Annotated in this window: 12 protein-coding genes; 9 read left to right on the top strand and 3 right to left on the bottom strand. The window is 62.6% G+C overall.

Translation table 11 applies throughout. The features are described from left to right. Positions 1 to 41 precede the first annotated feature (41 nt). Complete coding sequence (locus BLS08_RS06525) at positions 42 to 1,244, bottom strand: CaiB/BaiF CoA transferase family protein (RefSeq protein WP_017674860.1); 1,203 nt, start codon at positions 1,242 to 1,244, stop codon at positions 42 to 44. A gap of 167 nt (positions 1,245 to 1,411) precedes the next feature. Here BLS08_RS06525 and BLS08_RS06530 point away from each other — a divergent pair, with 167 nt between their 5' ends. From BLS08_RS06530 to BLS08_RS06560, 7 genes are all read left to right on the top strand, one after another. After that, positions 1,412 to 2,332 carry a LysR family transcriptional regulator gene (locus BLS08_RS06530; RefSeq protein WP_017674859.1) on the top strand — a complete coding sequence of 307 codons (921 nt, stop codon included), beginning with the start codon at positions 1,412 to 1,414 and terminating at the stop codon, positions 2,330 to 2,332. A gap of 118 nt (positions 2,333 to 2,450) precedes the next feature. Further along, positions 2,451 to 3,455, top strand: coding sequence for a TRAP transporter substrate-binding protein (locus tag BLS08_RS06535; RefSeq protein ID WP_017674858.1), 1,005 nt, complete (start codon positions 2,451 to 2,453; stop codon positions 3,453 to 3,455). A gap of 151 nt (positions 3,456 to 3,606) precedes the next feature. After that, positions 3,607 to 4,236, top strand: coding sequence for a TRAP transporter small permease (locus tag BLS08_RS06540; RefSeq protein ID WP_017674857.1), 630 nt, complete (start codon positions 3,607 to 3,609; stop codon positions 4,234 to 4,236). Next, complete coding sequence (dctM, locus tag BLS08_RS06545) at positions 4,233 to 5,516, top strand: C4-dicarboxylate TRAP transporter large permease protein DctM (protein WP_059391305.1); 1,284 nt, start codon at positions 4,233 to 4,235, stop codon at positions 5,514 to 5,516. The genes BLS08_RS06540 and dctM overlap by 4 nt, the downstream gene beginning before the upstream one ends. A gap of 224 nt (positions 5,517 to 5,740) precedes the next feature. Continuing rightward, positions 5,741 to 7,702 carry an acetate--CoA ligase gene (gene acs, locus BLS08_RS06550; protein ID WP_026088374.1) on the top strand — a complete coding sequence of 654 codons (1,962 nt, stop codon included), beginning with the start codon at positions 5,741 to 5,743 and terminating at the stop codon, positions 7,700 to 7,702. 203 nt (positions 7,703 to 7,905) lie between these two features. After that, on the top strand, positions 7,906 to 9,537 hold the full coding sequence (locus BLS08_RS06555) for a methyl-accepting chemotaxis protein (protein WP_017674854.1): 1,632 nt from the start codon (positions 7,906 to 7,908) through the stop codon (positions 9,535 to 9,537). A 51-nt stretch (positions 9,538 to 9,588) separates the two neighbouring features. Continuing rightward, entirely contained in the window at positions 9,589 to 10,368 is a 780-nt protein-coding gene (locus BLS08_RS06560; RefSeq protein ID WP_017674853.1) for an EAL domain-containing protein, read from the top strand. 87 nt (positions 10,369 to 10,455) lie between these two features. Here the strand turns inward: BLS08_RS06560 and BLS08_RS06565 are convergent, their stop codons facing one another. Beyond that, positions 10,456 to 10,716 carry a hypothetical protein gene (locus BLS08_RS06565; RefSeq protein WP_017674852.1) on the bottom strand — a complete coding sequence of 87 codons (261 nt, stop codon included), beginning with the start codon at positions 10,714 to 10,716 and terminating at the stop codon, positions 10,456 to 10,458. After that, complete coding sequence (locus BLS08_RS06570; RefSeq protein WP_026088373.1) at positions 10,703 to 11,503, bottom strand: MlaA family lipoprotein; 801 nt, start codon at positions 11,501 to 11,503, stop codon at positions 10,703 to 10,705. Before BLS08_RS06570 ends, BLS08_RS06565 begins: the two co-directional genes overlap by 14 nt. Before the next feature lie 167 nt (positions 11,504 to 11,670). On the opposite strand from BLS08_RS06570, the gene BLS08_RS06575 reads away from it, so the two are divergent. Together BLS08_RS06575 and BLS08_RS06580 are read left to right on the top strand one after the other, a co-directional pair. Continuing rightward, positions 11,671 to 12,384, top strand: coding sequence for a response regulator (locus BLS08_RS06575; protein WP_026088372.1), 714 nt, complete (start codon positions 11,671 to 11,673; stop codon positions 12,382 to 12,384). Beyond that, positions 12,381 to 13,736 carry an ATP-binding protein gene (locus BLS08_RS06580; RefSeq protein ID WP_017674849.1) on the top strand — a complete coding sequence of 452 codons (1,356 nt, stop codon included), beginning with the start codon at positions 12,381 to 12,383 and terminating at the stop codon, positions 13,734 to 13,736. The genes BLS08_RS06575 and BLS08_RS06580 overlap by 4 nt, the downstream gene beginning before the upstream one ends. The last annotated feature ends 178 nt before the right edge of the window (positions 13,737 to 13,914 follow it).

Here is a 13,914-nt window from a genome sequence, read left to right on the forward strand (position 1 = left end):
CCCCCGAACGGGGGCTCAGCCGCCCTTGCATCCCGCGCGGCTCAGATGATCCCGCGCTCGCGCAGGCCGGCGACCTGTTCCGCGCTGAGGCCGAGGCCGGCGAGGATGTCGTCGTTGTGCTCGCCCAGTTGCGGGCCGCCGGTGCCGATGCGACCCGGCGTACGGCTGAGCTTGGGCAGTACGCCCGGCACCTTGAGCGGGCCGACGCTGGTCTGCACCTGCTCGATCATCTGCCGCGCCAGGTAGTGCGGGTCGCTGACGATATCGGCGGCGGTGTAGGGGTAGCCGGCCGGCACGCGGGCGCCCTTGAGCGCTTCGATCACCTCATCGCGGCCACGCTGCGCGGTCCATTCGGCGATGGCGCCGTCGATCAGTTCGGCATGCTGGCTGCGTCCATCGTTCTGCGCCAGGCGCGGGTCGTTGCCCAGGTCGTCGCGGCCGATCAGGCTCATCAGGCGCTTGTAGATGCTGTCGCCATTGCCGGCGATCAGCACGTAGCTGCCGTCCTTGCAGGGGTAGGAGTTGGACGGGGTGATGCCGGGCAGGGCGCTGCCGGCCGGCTCGCGGACGTAGCCGAAGGCGTCGTATTCGGGAATCAGGCTTTCCATCATGGCGAACACCGACTCGTACAGTGCCACGTCGATCTCCTGGCCTTCACCGCTGCGCGCCCGCTCCTGCAGGGCCAGCAGCACGCCGATCACGCCGTACAGCGAAGACAGCGAGTCGCCGATGCTGATGCCGACGCGCACCGGCGCCTGGCCGGGGTAGCCGGACAGATGGCGCAGGCCGCCCATGGCTTCGCCGATCACGCCGAAACCGGGCAGGTCGCGGTAGGGGCCGGTCTGCCCGTAGCCGGAGATGCGCAGCATGATCAGCCGTGGGTTGATCGCTTTCAGCGCCTCGTAGCTCAGGCCCCAGCCTTCCAGCGTGCCGGGGCGGAAGTTCTCCACCAGCACGTCGGCCTCGCTCACCAGCTTACGCACGATGTCCTGGGCTTCGGCCTGTTTCAGGTCGAGGGTCAGCGAGCGCTTGTTGCGCGACTGCACGTGCCACCAGAGCGAGGTGCCGTCCTTGATCTTGCGCCACTTGCGCAACGGGTCGCCGACACCCGGCGGCTCGATTTTGATCACGTCGGCGCCGAATTCGCCGAGCAGCTTGCTGGCGAAGGGACCGGCGATGAGCTGGCCCATCTCGATCACCTTGAGCCCCTGCAGGGCCATGTTGCTGGTGTTGTTTTGAGTCATGGTTGCACCTGATTTGCCTGTGCGTTTCTCGTGGTGCGCAGGATGGCGCAGCGGCGCGGTGCCGACAATTGCCCAATGGCCAAGCTAGGCTTCGCGTATCACGAAGTGGCATGCTGTAAATCAGCCTTCTGGCAGCCTAGCTTCGCCAGGCACGAAATGGAGAACCCATGCGCCGCATCGATTTCGTCACCCTCAAGCTGTTCGTCGCCATCGCCGACGAGCGCAGCCTGACCCGCGCCGCCGAGCGCGAGCACCTGGCCCTGGCGGCCGTGAGCAAGCGCGTCAGCGACCTGGAAAACCAGCTTGGCATCGCGCTGCTCTATCGTCAGCCCAAGGGTGTCGAACTGACCCCCGCCGGCCACGCGCTGCTGCATCACGCGCGCAACATGATGGACAACCTCGAGCAGCTCAACGCCGACCTCAGCGAGTTCAGCGAAGGGGTCAAAGGCCATGTACGCATCCACGCCAACACCTCGGCGGTGATCGAATTTCTGCCCGAGGATCTGGCCAGCTTCAGCCGCCTGCACCCGCAGGTGAAGATCGACCTGGAGGAGCGGGTCAGCAGCGAAACCATCCGCGCCGTGCGCGAGGGCTTGACCGATATCGGCATCTTCGCCGGGCATGTGCCGGCCGAGGATCTGCAGGTATTCACCTACCGCCATGACCAACTGGTGCTGGTCACTCCGCGCGAGCATCCACTGGCTGAGCGTGACGGCCTGTTCCTGCGCGAGGCGGTGGGCTACGACTTCATCGGCCTGCAGCAGGATGCCTCGCTGCACGGCCTGTTGCAGCATTCGGCGCACAGCCAGGGCGTGGCCCTGCGCTTGCGTATTCAGGTACGCAGTTTCGAAGCCATCTGCCGGATGATCCACACCGGCATGGGCGTCGGTGTGTTGCCGGACCTGGCGGTGCGTACCTACCTGCCGGCGCTCGATGTGCGGGTGATCCCGCTGCACGACCCCTGGGCGCGGCGCGAACTCAAGGTGGCGGTACGTAACCAGGACAACCTTTCGCTGACCGCGAAGCAGATGCTCGATCACCTGAGAAACAGCGGTGTGGCGGGGGAGGGTTCTGCGCTGCCTTCGTGAATGCCGAAGGCTCGGTTGTTCAAATGTGAATTTCAGCCGGGGGGAGGGCGGAGTAGAGTCCGGGCCAATCGACGGCGATCCGCCCTCGACGCTCAGACAAAAACAACAGGAGCCTTCCATGAAGTTTTCTTTCGTCCGTCGTGGCCTGGCCGGTGTGCTCGCCGGTTGCGCACTGCTTGGCGCACTCTCGGCACACGCAGCCGATCCGATATTGATCAAGTTCTCCCATATCACCGCTGATAGCACGCCGAAGGGCCAGGGCGCGCTGCTGTTCAAGAAGCTGGTGGAGGAGCGCCTGGCCGGCAAGGTCAAGGTCGACGTCTATGCCAACTCCTCGCTGTATGGCGATGGCAAGGAAATGGAAGCGCTGCTGCTCAACGAAGTGCAGATGCTGGCGCCGGCGCCCTCCAAGCTGGAGCAGTACACCAAGCAGCTGCAGCTGTTCGACATGATGTTCCTGTTCGATGACGTTGCCGCCGCGCAGCGCTTCCAGTCTTCGGACAAAGGCAAGGCGCTGCTCAAGTCGATGGAGAGCAAAGGCATCACCGGCCTGGCTTATTGGCTCAACGGCATGCGTCAGCTCACCGCCAACAAACCGCTGGTCGAGCCAAGCGACGCCCGCGGGCAGAAATTCCGCGTGCAGCCGTCCGATCTGCAGGCCGCGCAATACAGCGCCCTGCGTGCGGTGCCGCGCAAGATGGCCTTCGCCGAGATCTATCAGGGCCTGCAGACCGGTGTGGTCAACGCCCAGGACAACCCTTGGTCGAACATCTACTCGCAGAAGTACTTCGAGGTGCAGAAGTACATGACCGAGTCCAACCATGCCATCGGCAACTACCTGCTGATCACCAACACTCAGTTCTGGAACGGCCTGCCGGCGGACATCCGCAGCGAGCTGGAGCAGATCGTCGACGAGGTGACCGTCGAGGTAAACAAGCAGGCCGAGGCGCTGAATACCGAAGCTCGTCAGGCCATCGTCGCTACCGGCAAGAGCGAGATCATCACCCTGACGCCCGAGCAGCGCGCCGCCTGGCGTGACGCCGTACGTCCGGCCTGGAAGAAGTTCGAGGCCGAGATCGGTGCTGACGTGATCGAGGCTGCGCAAGCCGCCAATCAACAGTGAGCCCCATGACCGCCCCGGGCCCACGTACCTGGGGCGGTCTTTCATTCGCCGTCGCCTAAGGCGGCGTTTGCCAATGACGAATATCGCGCCGGTCCAGGCTCGGTTAGATTCGTCCGACTCCTGACAATCACAAGAACCTCGCGGAGATGCCATGAACGCCTTGCGGCGCGTCTGGGAGCACTTCGAGGAAGGCTTTATCGCTTTCCTCCTGGCGGCCATGACGCTGATCACTTTCGTCTACGTGATCCTCAACAACTTCTACACCCTGTTCTATTGGCTGGGTGACCATTTCGGCGGTAACGAGTTTCTGCTCGGTATCGGCGACGCCATTCTCGACATGGCCCAGGCGATGACCTGGAGCAATGCCCTGACCAAGGCGCTGTTCGGCTGGCTGATCTTCTTCGGCCTGGCCTATGGCGTGCGTACCGCCGGCCACATCGGTGTCGACGCCCTGGTCAAGCTCGCCCCGCGCCACATCCAGCGCGTCATTGGCGTAATTGCCTGCTCGGCCTGCCTGGGCTACGCCGGCCTGATCGCGGTCGGCAGTTTCGACTGGGTGCACACCCTGTTCATCGCCGGCATCGGTGCCGAAGACCTCGGCCACTACGGCGTGCAGCAATGGCATATCGGCATGATCGTGCCGTTCGGCTACGCCATGGTGTTCGTCCGCTTCCTGGAAATCCTCGTCCGTATCCTGCGCAACGAGCAGACCGGCCTCGGCCTGGCTGACGAAGCCGCCGATGCGCTGAAAATCAATGAGCACGAGGAGCCCAAGCAATGACCGTTCTGTTCCTCTTCCTGCTGCTGTTCTTGCTGATGTTCATCGGCGTGCCGATCGCCGCCTCGCTCGGCCTCGCCGGCTCGATCACCATCATGCTGTTCAGCCCCGACTCGGTGCGTTCGCTGGCGATCAAGCTGTTCGAGACCTCCGAGCACTACACCCTGTTGGCGATCCCGTTCTTCCTGCTCTCCGGTGCGTTCATGACCACCGGTGGCGTGGCGCGTCGCCTGATCGACTTCGCCAACGCCTGCGTCGGTCACATCCGTGGCGGCCTGGCCATCGGTGCGGTACTGGCGTGCATGCTGTTCGCTGCGCTGTCCGGTTCCTCGCCGGCGACCGTGGCCGCAGTGGGCTCGATTGCCATCGCCGGCATGGTGCGTTCCGGTTACCCGCAGGCCTTCGGCGCCGGCATCGTCTGTAACGCCGGTACCCTGGGCATCCTGATTCCGCCGTCGATCGTAATGGTGGTGTACGCCGCCGCCACCGAGCAGTCGGTGGGCAAGCTGTTCATGGCCGGGGTGATTCCAGGTCTGATGCTCGGCCTGGTGCTGATGATCGCGATCTACATCGTCGCGCGCATCAAGAAGCTACCGGCCCTGCCGCGCGCCAGCTTCCGCGAGTGGCTGCGTTCCGCCCGTGAAGCGTTCTGGGGCCTGCTGCTGATGGTGATCATCCTCGGCGGTATCTACACCGGCATGTTCACCCCGACCGAGGCGGCGGCCGTGGCCGCGGTGTACGCCGGCTTCGTCGCCCTGTTCGTGTACAAGGACCTGAAGATCCGCGAGTGCCCGAAGGTGCTGCTGGAGTCCGGCAAGCTGACCATCATGCTGATGTTCATCATTGCCAACGCCATGCTCTTCGCCCACGTGCTGACCACCGAGCAGATTCCGCAGACCATCACCGCCTGGGTGGTGGATCTGGGTCTGCAGCCCTGGCAGTTCCTGCTGGTGGTGAACATCGTGCTGCTGATCGCCGGTGCCTTCATGGAGCCGTCGGCGATCATCCTGATCCTGGCGCCGATCCTCTTCCCGATCGCCATGCAACTGGGCATCGACCCGATCCACCTGGGCATCATCATGGTGGTGAACATGGAGATCGGCTTGATCACGCCGCCGGTGGGGCTGAACCTGTTCGTCACCTCGGCGGTAACGGGCATGCCACTGACGGCAGTGATCCGCGCCGCGCTGCCATGGCTGATGCTGCTGATCAGCTTCCTGATGGTGATTACCTACATCCCGGCCGTCTCCCTGGCGCTGCCGAACTGGCTGGGGATGAGCTAGGCAGCCGTCGATACCGCGTCTACCTCTGCGCCCGGCCTTGTGCCGGGTTTTTTTATCTGCGCGCCTCGACGTATCCATGACGCTGTTGAATTGGCTCGACATATGCCAGGCAGGGCTTCAAGACCATGGTCTTAGAGCGGTAAGACCATGGTCGAATGGCCTCACGAAGGGTCGGGGGATACAAAAGGCACCATACAAAAACAACTCCCCGTCGAGGTGATTCCATGAGTGCTGCGTCTCTTTACCCTGTGCGTCCCGAAGTGGCCGCGCGGACCCTCACTGACGAGGCCACCTACAAGGCCATGTACCAACAGTCCGTGGTCAACCCCGAGGGTTTCTGGCGCGAGCAGGGCAAGCGGATCGACTGGATCAAGCCCTACGACAAGGTCAAGCAGACCACCTTCGACGATCACCACGTCGACATCAAGTGGTTCGCCGACGGTACCCTGAACGTCTCCTACAACTGCCTCGACCGTCACCTGGAAGAGCGCGGCGACCAGATCGCGATCATCTGGGAAGGCGACGATCCGTCCGAGCACCGAGAAATCACCTACCGCGAGCTGCACGAACAAGTGTGCAAGTTCGCCAACGCTCTGCGCGGCCAGGACGTTCACCGCGGCGACGTGGTGACCATCTACATGCCGATGATCCCGGAAGCCGTGGTGGCCATGCTGGCCTGTGCGCGCATCGGCGCAATCCACTCCGTAGTATTCGGTGGTTTCTCGCCGGAGGCTCTGGCCGGGCGCATCATCGATTGCCAGTCCAAGGTGGTGATCACCGCTGACGAAGGGCTGCGTGGCGGCAAGAAAGTACCGCTCAAGGCCAACGTCGACGACGCCCTGACCAACCCCGAGACCCGCAGCATCCAGAAGGTCATCGTGGTGCAGCGCACCGGTTCCGAAATCAAGTGGAACCAGCATCGTGACATCTGGTACGAAGACCTGATGAAGGTTGCCGGCAGCGTCTGCGCACCCAAGGAAATGGGCGCTGAAGAAGCCCTGTTCATCCTCTACACCTCCGGGTCCACCGGCAAGCCCAAGGGCGTGCTGCACACCACCGGCGGCTACCTGGTATACGCCTCGCTGACCCATGAGCGCGTGTTCGACTACCGTCCGGGCGAGGTCTTCTGGTGCACCGCCGATATCGGTTGGGTCACCGGCCACACCTACCTGGTCTACGGGCCGCTGTCCAACGGTGCCACTACCGTGATGTTCGAAGGCGTACCGAACTATCCGGACGTTTCCCGCGTGGCCAAGATCGTCGACAAGCACAAGGTCAACATCCTCTACACCGCCCCGACTGCCATTCGCGCCATGATGGCCGAGGGCAAGGCCGCGGTCGAAGGCGCCGATGGTTCCAGCCTGCGTCTGCTCGGTTCGGTCGGTGAGCCGATCAACCCGGAAGCCTGGCAGTGGTACTACGAGAACGTCGGTCAGAGCCGTTGCCCGATCGTCGACACCTGGTGGCAGACCGAAACCGGTGCCTGCCTGATGACCCCGCTGCCGGGTGCCCATGGCCTCAAGCCGGGCTCCGCTGCACGTCCGTTCTTCGGCGTACAGCCGGCGCTGGTGGATAATCTGGGCAACATCATCGAAGGCGCTGCCGAAGGCAACCTGGTGATCATCGATTCCTGGCCGGGTCAGGCACGTACCCTGTACGGCGACCACGACCGCTTCGTCGACACCTACTTCAAGACTTTCCGTGGCATGTACTTCACCGGTGACGGTGCGCGCCGCGACGAAGACGGTTACTGGTGGATCACCGGCCGCGTCGACGACGTGCTCAACGTATCCGGCCACCGCATGGGCACCGCCGAGATCGAGAGCGCCATGGTCGCCCACCCGAAAGTGGCCGAGGCTGCAGTGGTCGGTGTACCGCACGACATCAAAGGGCAGGGCATCTACGTCTACGTCACCCTCAATGCGGGCGAGGAAGCATCGGAGCAACTGCGTCAGGAACTGCGTAACTGGGTGCGCAAGGAAATCGGCCCGATCGCCACGCCGGACGTTATTCAGTGGGCTCCGGGCCTGCCGAAGACCCGCTCGGGCAAGATCATGCGCCGTATCCTGCGCAAGATCGCTACCGCCGAATACGATTCTCTCGGCGACATCTCCACGCTGGCCGATCCTGGCGTGGTGCAGCACCTCATCGACACGCATCGCCAGATGCAAGCCGCCTGCGCCTGATCGGCAACGGCAACCGAAAGCCCCGCCCGGCCACAAGCCCGGCGGGGCTTTTCATTTCCGGATGTCAGGATTTGCTTAAAGTTGTACATAAGATTTAATTTGTACAATTGTTGTATCGATATGCATAGTGGCGCAGTGCCAGTCGGTGCAGTCGAATGACGCACCTCTGTCCGTTCATCCCTGACGACTCAGAGGTCTCCCCAATGCTTGCCAATCTCAATATTTCCCAGAAGCTGTACGCGGGGTTCGGCGTCGTTCTGCTGATCATTCTGCTGCTGGTGCTGTCCACCTGGCGTGGCTTCGACCAAGTCGAGCGTGCGGTGCGGCTGAATATCCACACCTATGACGTGATCAACGAATCTGCCGATCTGCTGGCCAACCTGATCAATATCGAAACTGGTGCGCGGGGATTCGTCATCACCGGGCGAGACCAGTTTCTCGGCCCTATGGAATCCGGCGAGAGAGAGCTCCAGGCGCATATGGCGCAACTGCGCCAACTGACTAGGGACAACCCTGCTCAGCAGCGCCGCCTCAGCGAGCTGCAGGCCTTGCATGATCAATGGCTGGGCGAAGACATCAACGGCAATCTGGAATTGCGCCGCCAGGTGAACGCCGGCACGCAGCGTTTCGATGCTCTGGTCGAACAGGTTTCGTCAGGTAGCGCCAAGGTCAAGATGGATGCCATGCGCCGTATCTTGAGCGAGATTCAGAGCGAGGAGCGTGCGTTGCTGGAGCAGCGCACGGCGTCGATGAATGCTGCCAAGTCCGAGTCGCTGATGATCTTGCTGGTCGGCGGGCTGATCGCTGCGGTGCTCGCCATTAGCGTGGCCTTCCTCCTCTCGCACAGCATTGCCGGGCGTTTGCGGCAGGTGGTGGAGGTGGCACGCAATGTTGCCCAGGGGCGCCTCGACTCGGATATCGAGCGGGCCGGCCGTGACGAGATCGGTGTGCTGCTGGATGCCTTCGCCACCATGCAGGAAAGGCTGCGCGAGATGATCGGGCAGATCCGTGCCGGCGCGGTGCAGTTGGTTGAAGCTGCGCAGAACATCTCCAGTGCTTCCACGCAGTTGTCGGTTTCCACTCAGGAGCAGTCGCAGGCGGCGTCGAGCATGGCGGCGACGGTGGAGGAGCTGACCGTGAGCATCAATCACGTCGCCGACAACGCCAAGGAAGCGCATGGGCTGTCCAGCGACTCGGGCAGGCAGTCGGCCGAGGGCGGTGCGGTGATCCAGGAAACCCTCGCCAGCATGCAGCGCATCGCTGACACGGTGCAGGGCGCTGCGGCCCAGATCGCTGAGCTCGGCCAGCATTCGGATCAGATCTCCTCGATCGTCAACGTGATCAAGGAAATCGCCGATCAGACCAACCTGCTGGCGCTCAATGCCGCCATCGAGGCGGCGCGGGCCGGCGAGCAGGGCCGCGGCTTCGCCGTGGTAGCCGACGAGGTGCGCCTGCTGGCGCAGCGTACCGCCAACTCGACCCAGGAAATCACCGAGATGATCAAGAAGATTCAACTGGGCACGCGCAGTGCGGTGAGCAATATGGAAATCGGTGTGCAGCAGGTCAGCAGCGGGGTGGAGCAGGCCAGTCAGGCCGGTGATGCCATCGTCACCATTCGCCAGGCTTCCGCCAGCGTGGTCGGTGTGGTCGATCAGATCTCCCTGGCGCTGCGTGAGCAGACGGTCGCCAGTCAGGACGTGGCGCGCAATGTCGAGCGCATCGCACAGATGTCGATGGAGAACAGTGAGGCGGTGGCCGATACATCGCGCACCGCACAAGGCTTGCAGCAACTGGCGTTGTCGCTGGAAAAACAGGTGGCTTCATTCCGTTTTTGACTAGGATGACAATGACGAAGTCTCCACGTCTTGTTCGATAAGGAAGAGCCTATGGATATTGTCAGCCAGAGCATCTTTCCTCAGCCATTTCGGGCTGTGGGTTGCGCCGAATGCCGTAACGCCGAGGCCCTGGGTTTCGATTTCACAATGGCTTTTCAATTGATCGTCGATATCGAGCAGCAGCGGCCGTTCGCCTATGAAGCCCTGGTGCGGGGCTGCAATGGCGAATCCGCCGCGCAAGTGCTCGGACGGGTCAACGATGGCAACCGCTACCGTTTCGATCAGGCCTGCCGGGTCAAGGCCATCGAGCAGGCCGCCAAGCTTGGCCTGCTCGACATCCCGGATTGTCTGCTTAGCATCAACTTCCTGCCTAATGCGGTGTATCGCGCCGAGACCTGCATTCGCGCCACGCTGGAAGCGGCGCAGCGCTTTGACTTCCCGCGCGAGCGGCTGATGTTCGAGGTGACCGAAGGCGAGCAGATCCATGATGCCGAGCACCTCAAGCGGATCTTCGCCGAGTACGGCAAGCAGGGCTTCACCACCGCCATCGACGATTTTGGCGCGGGCTACTCCGGGCTCAATCTGCTGGCCGAGTTTCAGCCGCACGTGCTCAAGCTGGACATGGCCCTGACCCGCGGTATCGATCAGGATCCGGTGCGCCAGGCCATCGTCGCCGGTATCGTGCTGGTCGCGCAGCGCCTGGGTATTCGCATCATCGCCGAGGGCATCGAAAGTGTTGGTGAGCGTGATGCGCTGATCGAGCTTGGTATCCGCTACATGCAGGGATTTTTCTTCGCGCGTCCGGAAATGGACAGACTCTGCTGCGTTTGATGAAGCGTGAGATAGGCATGGGCAGGTCTTCCGTCACCTGCCCGGCCACTTGGCTTTCGTCCTGCGAGTCGATGGGGCTGCAGTGCTTCACCCGTCGGGATTAGCCCGGGGCGGCACGCGTTGGCTGTGCAGAATCATCCAGCGCAGCAGATCAGTTAGCCTGACCTGGTGATGTCTGACCATTTCCCATTGCGTGCATTCGCTGACGTAAAGCTCGACGTAACGACTGAGCACCAGATGGCAGCGGTCATCGCTCAGACGCAAATCGACCTCCCGGCAATGCAGCGATAGCGAGTCGGGATTCCTGATCCGCTGATAGAGCAGCAGCGAGTCATCAGTTCTGCTCATCGACCATTTCCGCTTCGCAGTTAACGGATGCTTCCAGTGCAGCGCCGAGCTTGCCTTCCGCGACGAACTGCGCGCGGCGTTCGGCCACGGTATCGCGCAGTGCAGCGTAGTAGTCTGGCTGCCGTTGCAGCGCGTCGGTCATGGGCAGACGCTGCGCACGACCGTCGACCGTACCGCTGACAGTGCTGACGGTGCCGAGCGTATCCAGGGTATCGCTGTTGCTGCCGAACGGGTCTATGGCAAAACCCAGTACACGCCCGGTGGCGTCGCGCAGGTTGGACGTACCGAACAGCGGCAGTTCGACGATGGGGCCGTCGGCGATATTCCACACGCCGAAGGTCTGGCCGAAATCGGCTCGGTGACGCTCCAGGCCAAATCGGCTCGACACGTCGATCAGCCCCACCACCCCCACGGTACTGTTGGTAATGAACCGCGTGGCCGTGACCATCGAGCGCTTGGGGTTGCCTTGCAGCAGATCGTTGATGAACACCATCGGCTCGCCGAAGTTGGCCGCGAAGTTATGCACGCCGCTCTGGGCGAAGTCAGGCAGCTGTCGGTAACCGCGGGCAACGGGGGCAAGCAGGTAATCGTCGAGTGCTCGATTGACCACGAATATGCTGCGGTTGACCGATTCGGCTGGGTCGTTCACCACATAGTCCGGCGTGGCGATGCAGCCCGCCGAGTCGATGACGGGGGGCGGATTACTGGCACAACCACTGGCCAGCAGTACGGTCATGGCGAGCATGATAGGGCGCGCGGCAGGGGATGCGAATGTTGTGACGGACATACGGAACACCTCGATAGGAAACTGCACCGAGGCTGCCAAGCCATTTTTGCTCGGCGATGTCCGCTCTGTTGCCAGGAGGAAGCTTTGTTGCCGGATTGAAATATATGACGGCAGGCGTTCGATGGTTTTAGATAGGCGCTCGCAAACGCATCGAGGGTGTGCAGGCCGTGAGTCGCTTGTTGCTGGTGGACGACGACACCGAAGTTCTTGCTCTGCTGAAGAAGTTTCTCGAACAGCATGGCTACAGCGTGGACGTTGCCACTGACGGACAGGCACTATGGCGCGCGCTCGAGCGGCAACTGCCGGATCTGGTGATCCTCGACGTGATGCTGCCGGGCGACAGTGGCCTGGTGCTGTGTCAGCGCCTGCGCAGCGAGCACTCGATGGCGATCATCATGCTGACGGCGATGAGCGAGCTGAGTGACCGGGTAGTGGGACTGGAACTGGGCGCCGATGATTACCTGAGCAAGCCCTTCGATGCCCGCGAGTTGCTGGCGCGGGTGCGTGCGGTGTTGCGCCGTACGGGCGAGGTACGCAGCGTGCTGCATGAGCGGCCACGGCCGATCCTGGAGTTCGCTGGCTGGCAGCTCGATGTGACCCGCCGTGAGCTGCGTTCGCCGGACAAGGTCCTGATTCCACTATCGGCTGGCGAGTTCGAACTGTTGTTGGTACTCGCCGAGCATCCGCAGCGTGTACTGAGTCGTCAGCAACTGCTCGACATGGCACGTGGTGAAGCCTATGACGCTTTCGATCGTAGCGTCGACGTGCAGGTCAGCCGGCTACGACGCAAGCTCGATGCCGAGCCCTCGCGCAGTTCGATGATTCGTACCATCCGTCATATCGGCTATCTCTTCACGCCCAGTGTGGTGGTGAAACGATGAGATGGCTGGCGCGACTCAAGGGTGGTGTCTGGCTGACGCGGGACACAGTCGCACGCTGGATCGCCCTGACCACCCTGGCGTCGATGCTGACCGCCTTGCTGCTGAGTTCGTTGTTCAGTCTGCTGGCAGGCGTATGGGCGCGTCCACCATTGTTGGAGGCTGGATTGATGGAGCGCATGGCTGGCATCGCCCGGATTGCCGATGCGCTGCCGCCCGAGCAGCGGCAGAAGGCGGCTGATGCCGCCAGCGATGAAGCCTTCAACGCCCGATGGTTACGGCAACATAGTGAGGCTCAGCTTCCGGCGATCGATGACGCTGCTTTCCGTTATGGCGCTGGCTTGTTGCAGCAATTGCTGCAGCGGCCGCAGGCCAGGATCGAGGCCTATGAGCCGAAGGACTGGCCATCGCCACGTGACGAAAGTCGTTACGTGTTGATGATCGAACTGGCCGATGGCAGCTGGATGGAGTTCTCCACAGCGTCACGCATATGGGGGCTGGAGAGGGTACCGCGCAGTCTGGTGTATCTGCTCTTGATGATGATCTCGACCCTCACCGTGGCACTGGTGGCCGCACGCTATCTGGCTGCTCCGCTGGAGCGCTTCGCGCAGGGGGCGCGGCGTTTCGGCGTGGACTTCAGGGCTCCGCCGATAACCCCGGAGGGGCCTCAGGAAATCCGCCAGGTCATCGTTGCGTTCAATGCCATGCAGTCGCGGTTACGGCACTTTCTCGATGACCGTACGCAGATGCTGGCGGCCATCTCCCATGATCTGCGCGCACCGCTGACGCGCATGCGGCTGCGTGGCGAGTTCATCGAGGATGCGGAGCAGCAGGCAAAGCTGTTCAGCGACGTCGACGAAATGCAGTCCATGGTCAACTCGGCGCTGGATTTCTTTCGTGACGAGGCTCGCCTCGAAACGGCGACGGCTTTCGACCTGAGTGAGCTGCTGCACACCATCGTCGACGACTTCAAGGATGCCGGCGTACAGGTGGCGATACAGGTGCCCAGGCGCCAGGTCTATGTCGGTCGGCCGATTGCGATCAAGCGTATGCTGGTCAACCTGCTGGAGAACGCCGTCAGATACGGACGTGAAGCACAGGTGATGCTGCAGGCCGATGACGAGGGCGTCGAAATCCGCGTGCTCGACCGTGGGCCGGGTATCCCGGTGGAGCAGCAGGAGGCGGTATTCGCGCCGTTCTACCGTCTGGAGGCCTCACGCAACAAACACACTGGCGGCGTCGGCCTGGGGTTATCGGCTGCGCGTGCCACGGTGCTGGAGCATGGTGGTCGGCTGAGTCTCGACAATAGAACGGAGGGCGGGCTGGAGGTGCGGGTGATGCTGCCATTCGCCTAGCAGCCTGTTGAAAAACTACCTGCGTTGCCATTGCTGCGTTAAAAACAGGCTGGAACGCCAGCCCGGTCAAATGCTCATTTACAGCTCGTAAAGTCGGTCGCGACCCCGGCCGTTTTTCGCCTGCTTTTGCGGGGCCGCCATCGGTATTGCACTGGCTGCCTCGGCTCGGGCTTCCTGC

The sequence above is a fragment of the Ectopseudomonas chengduensis genome (assembly GCF_900102635.1).
Lineage (GTDB): Bacteria > Pseudomonadota > Gammaproteobacteria > Pseudomonadales > Pseudomonadaceae > Aquipseudomonas > Aquipseudomonas chengduensis.

Bases quoted from the DNA above. Each gene is read 5' to 3' on its own strand.
- BLS08_RS06570 (WP_026088373.1), bottom strand. From the start codon at position 11,503: ATGTCCGTCACAACATTCGCATCCCCTGCCGCGCGCCCTATCATGCTC.
- BLS08_RS06565 (WP_017674852.1), bottom strand. From the start codon at position 10,716: ATGAGCAGAACTGATGACTCGCTGCTGCTCTATCAGCGGATCAGGAAT.
- BLS08_RS06530 (WP_017674859.1), top strand. From the start codon at position 1,412: ATGCGCCGCATCGATTTCGTCACCCTCAAGCTGTTCGTCGCCATCGCC.
- acs (WP_026088374.1), top strand. From the start codon at position 5,741: ATGAGTGCTGCGTCTCTTTACCCTGTGCGTCCCGAAGTGGCCGCGCGG.
- BLS08_RS06535 (WP_017674858.1), top strand. From the start codon at position 2,451: ATGAAGTTTTCTTTCGTCCGTCGTGGCCTGGCCGGTGTGCTCGCCGGT.
- BLS08_RS06580 (WP_017674849.1), top strand. From the start codon at position 12,381: ATGAGATGGCTGGCGCGACTCAAGGGTGGTGTCTGGCTGACGCGGGAC.
- BLS08_RS06540 (WP_017674857.1), top strand. From the start codon at position 3,607: ATGAACGCCTTGCGGCGCGTCTGGGAGCACTTCGAGGAAGGCTTTATC.
- dctM (WP_059391305.1), top strand. From the start codon at position 4,233: ATGACCGTTCTGTTCCTCTTCCTGCTGCTGTTCTTGCTGATGTTCATC.
- BLS08_RS06555 (WP_017674854.1), top strand. From the start codon at position 7,906: ATGCTTGCCAATCTCAATATTTCCCAGAAGCTGTACGCGGGGTTCGGC.
- BLS08_RS06560 (WP_017674853.1), top strand. From the start codon at position 9,589: ATGGATATTGTCAGCCAGAGCATCTTTCCTCAGCCATTTCGGGCTGTG.
- BLS08_RS06525 (WP_017674860.1), bottom strand. From the start codon at position 1,244: ATGACTCAAAACAACACCAGCAACATGGCCCTGCAGGGGCTCAAGGTG.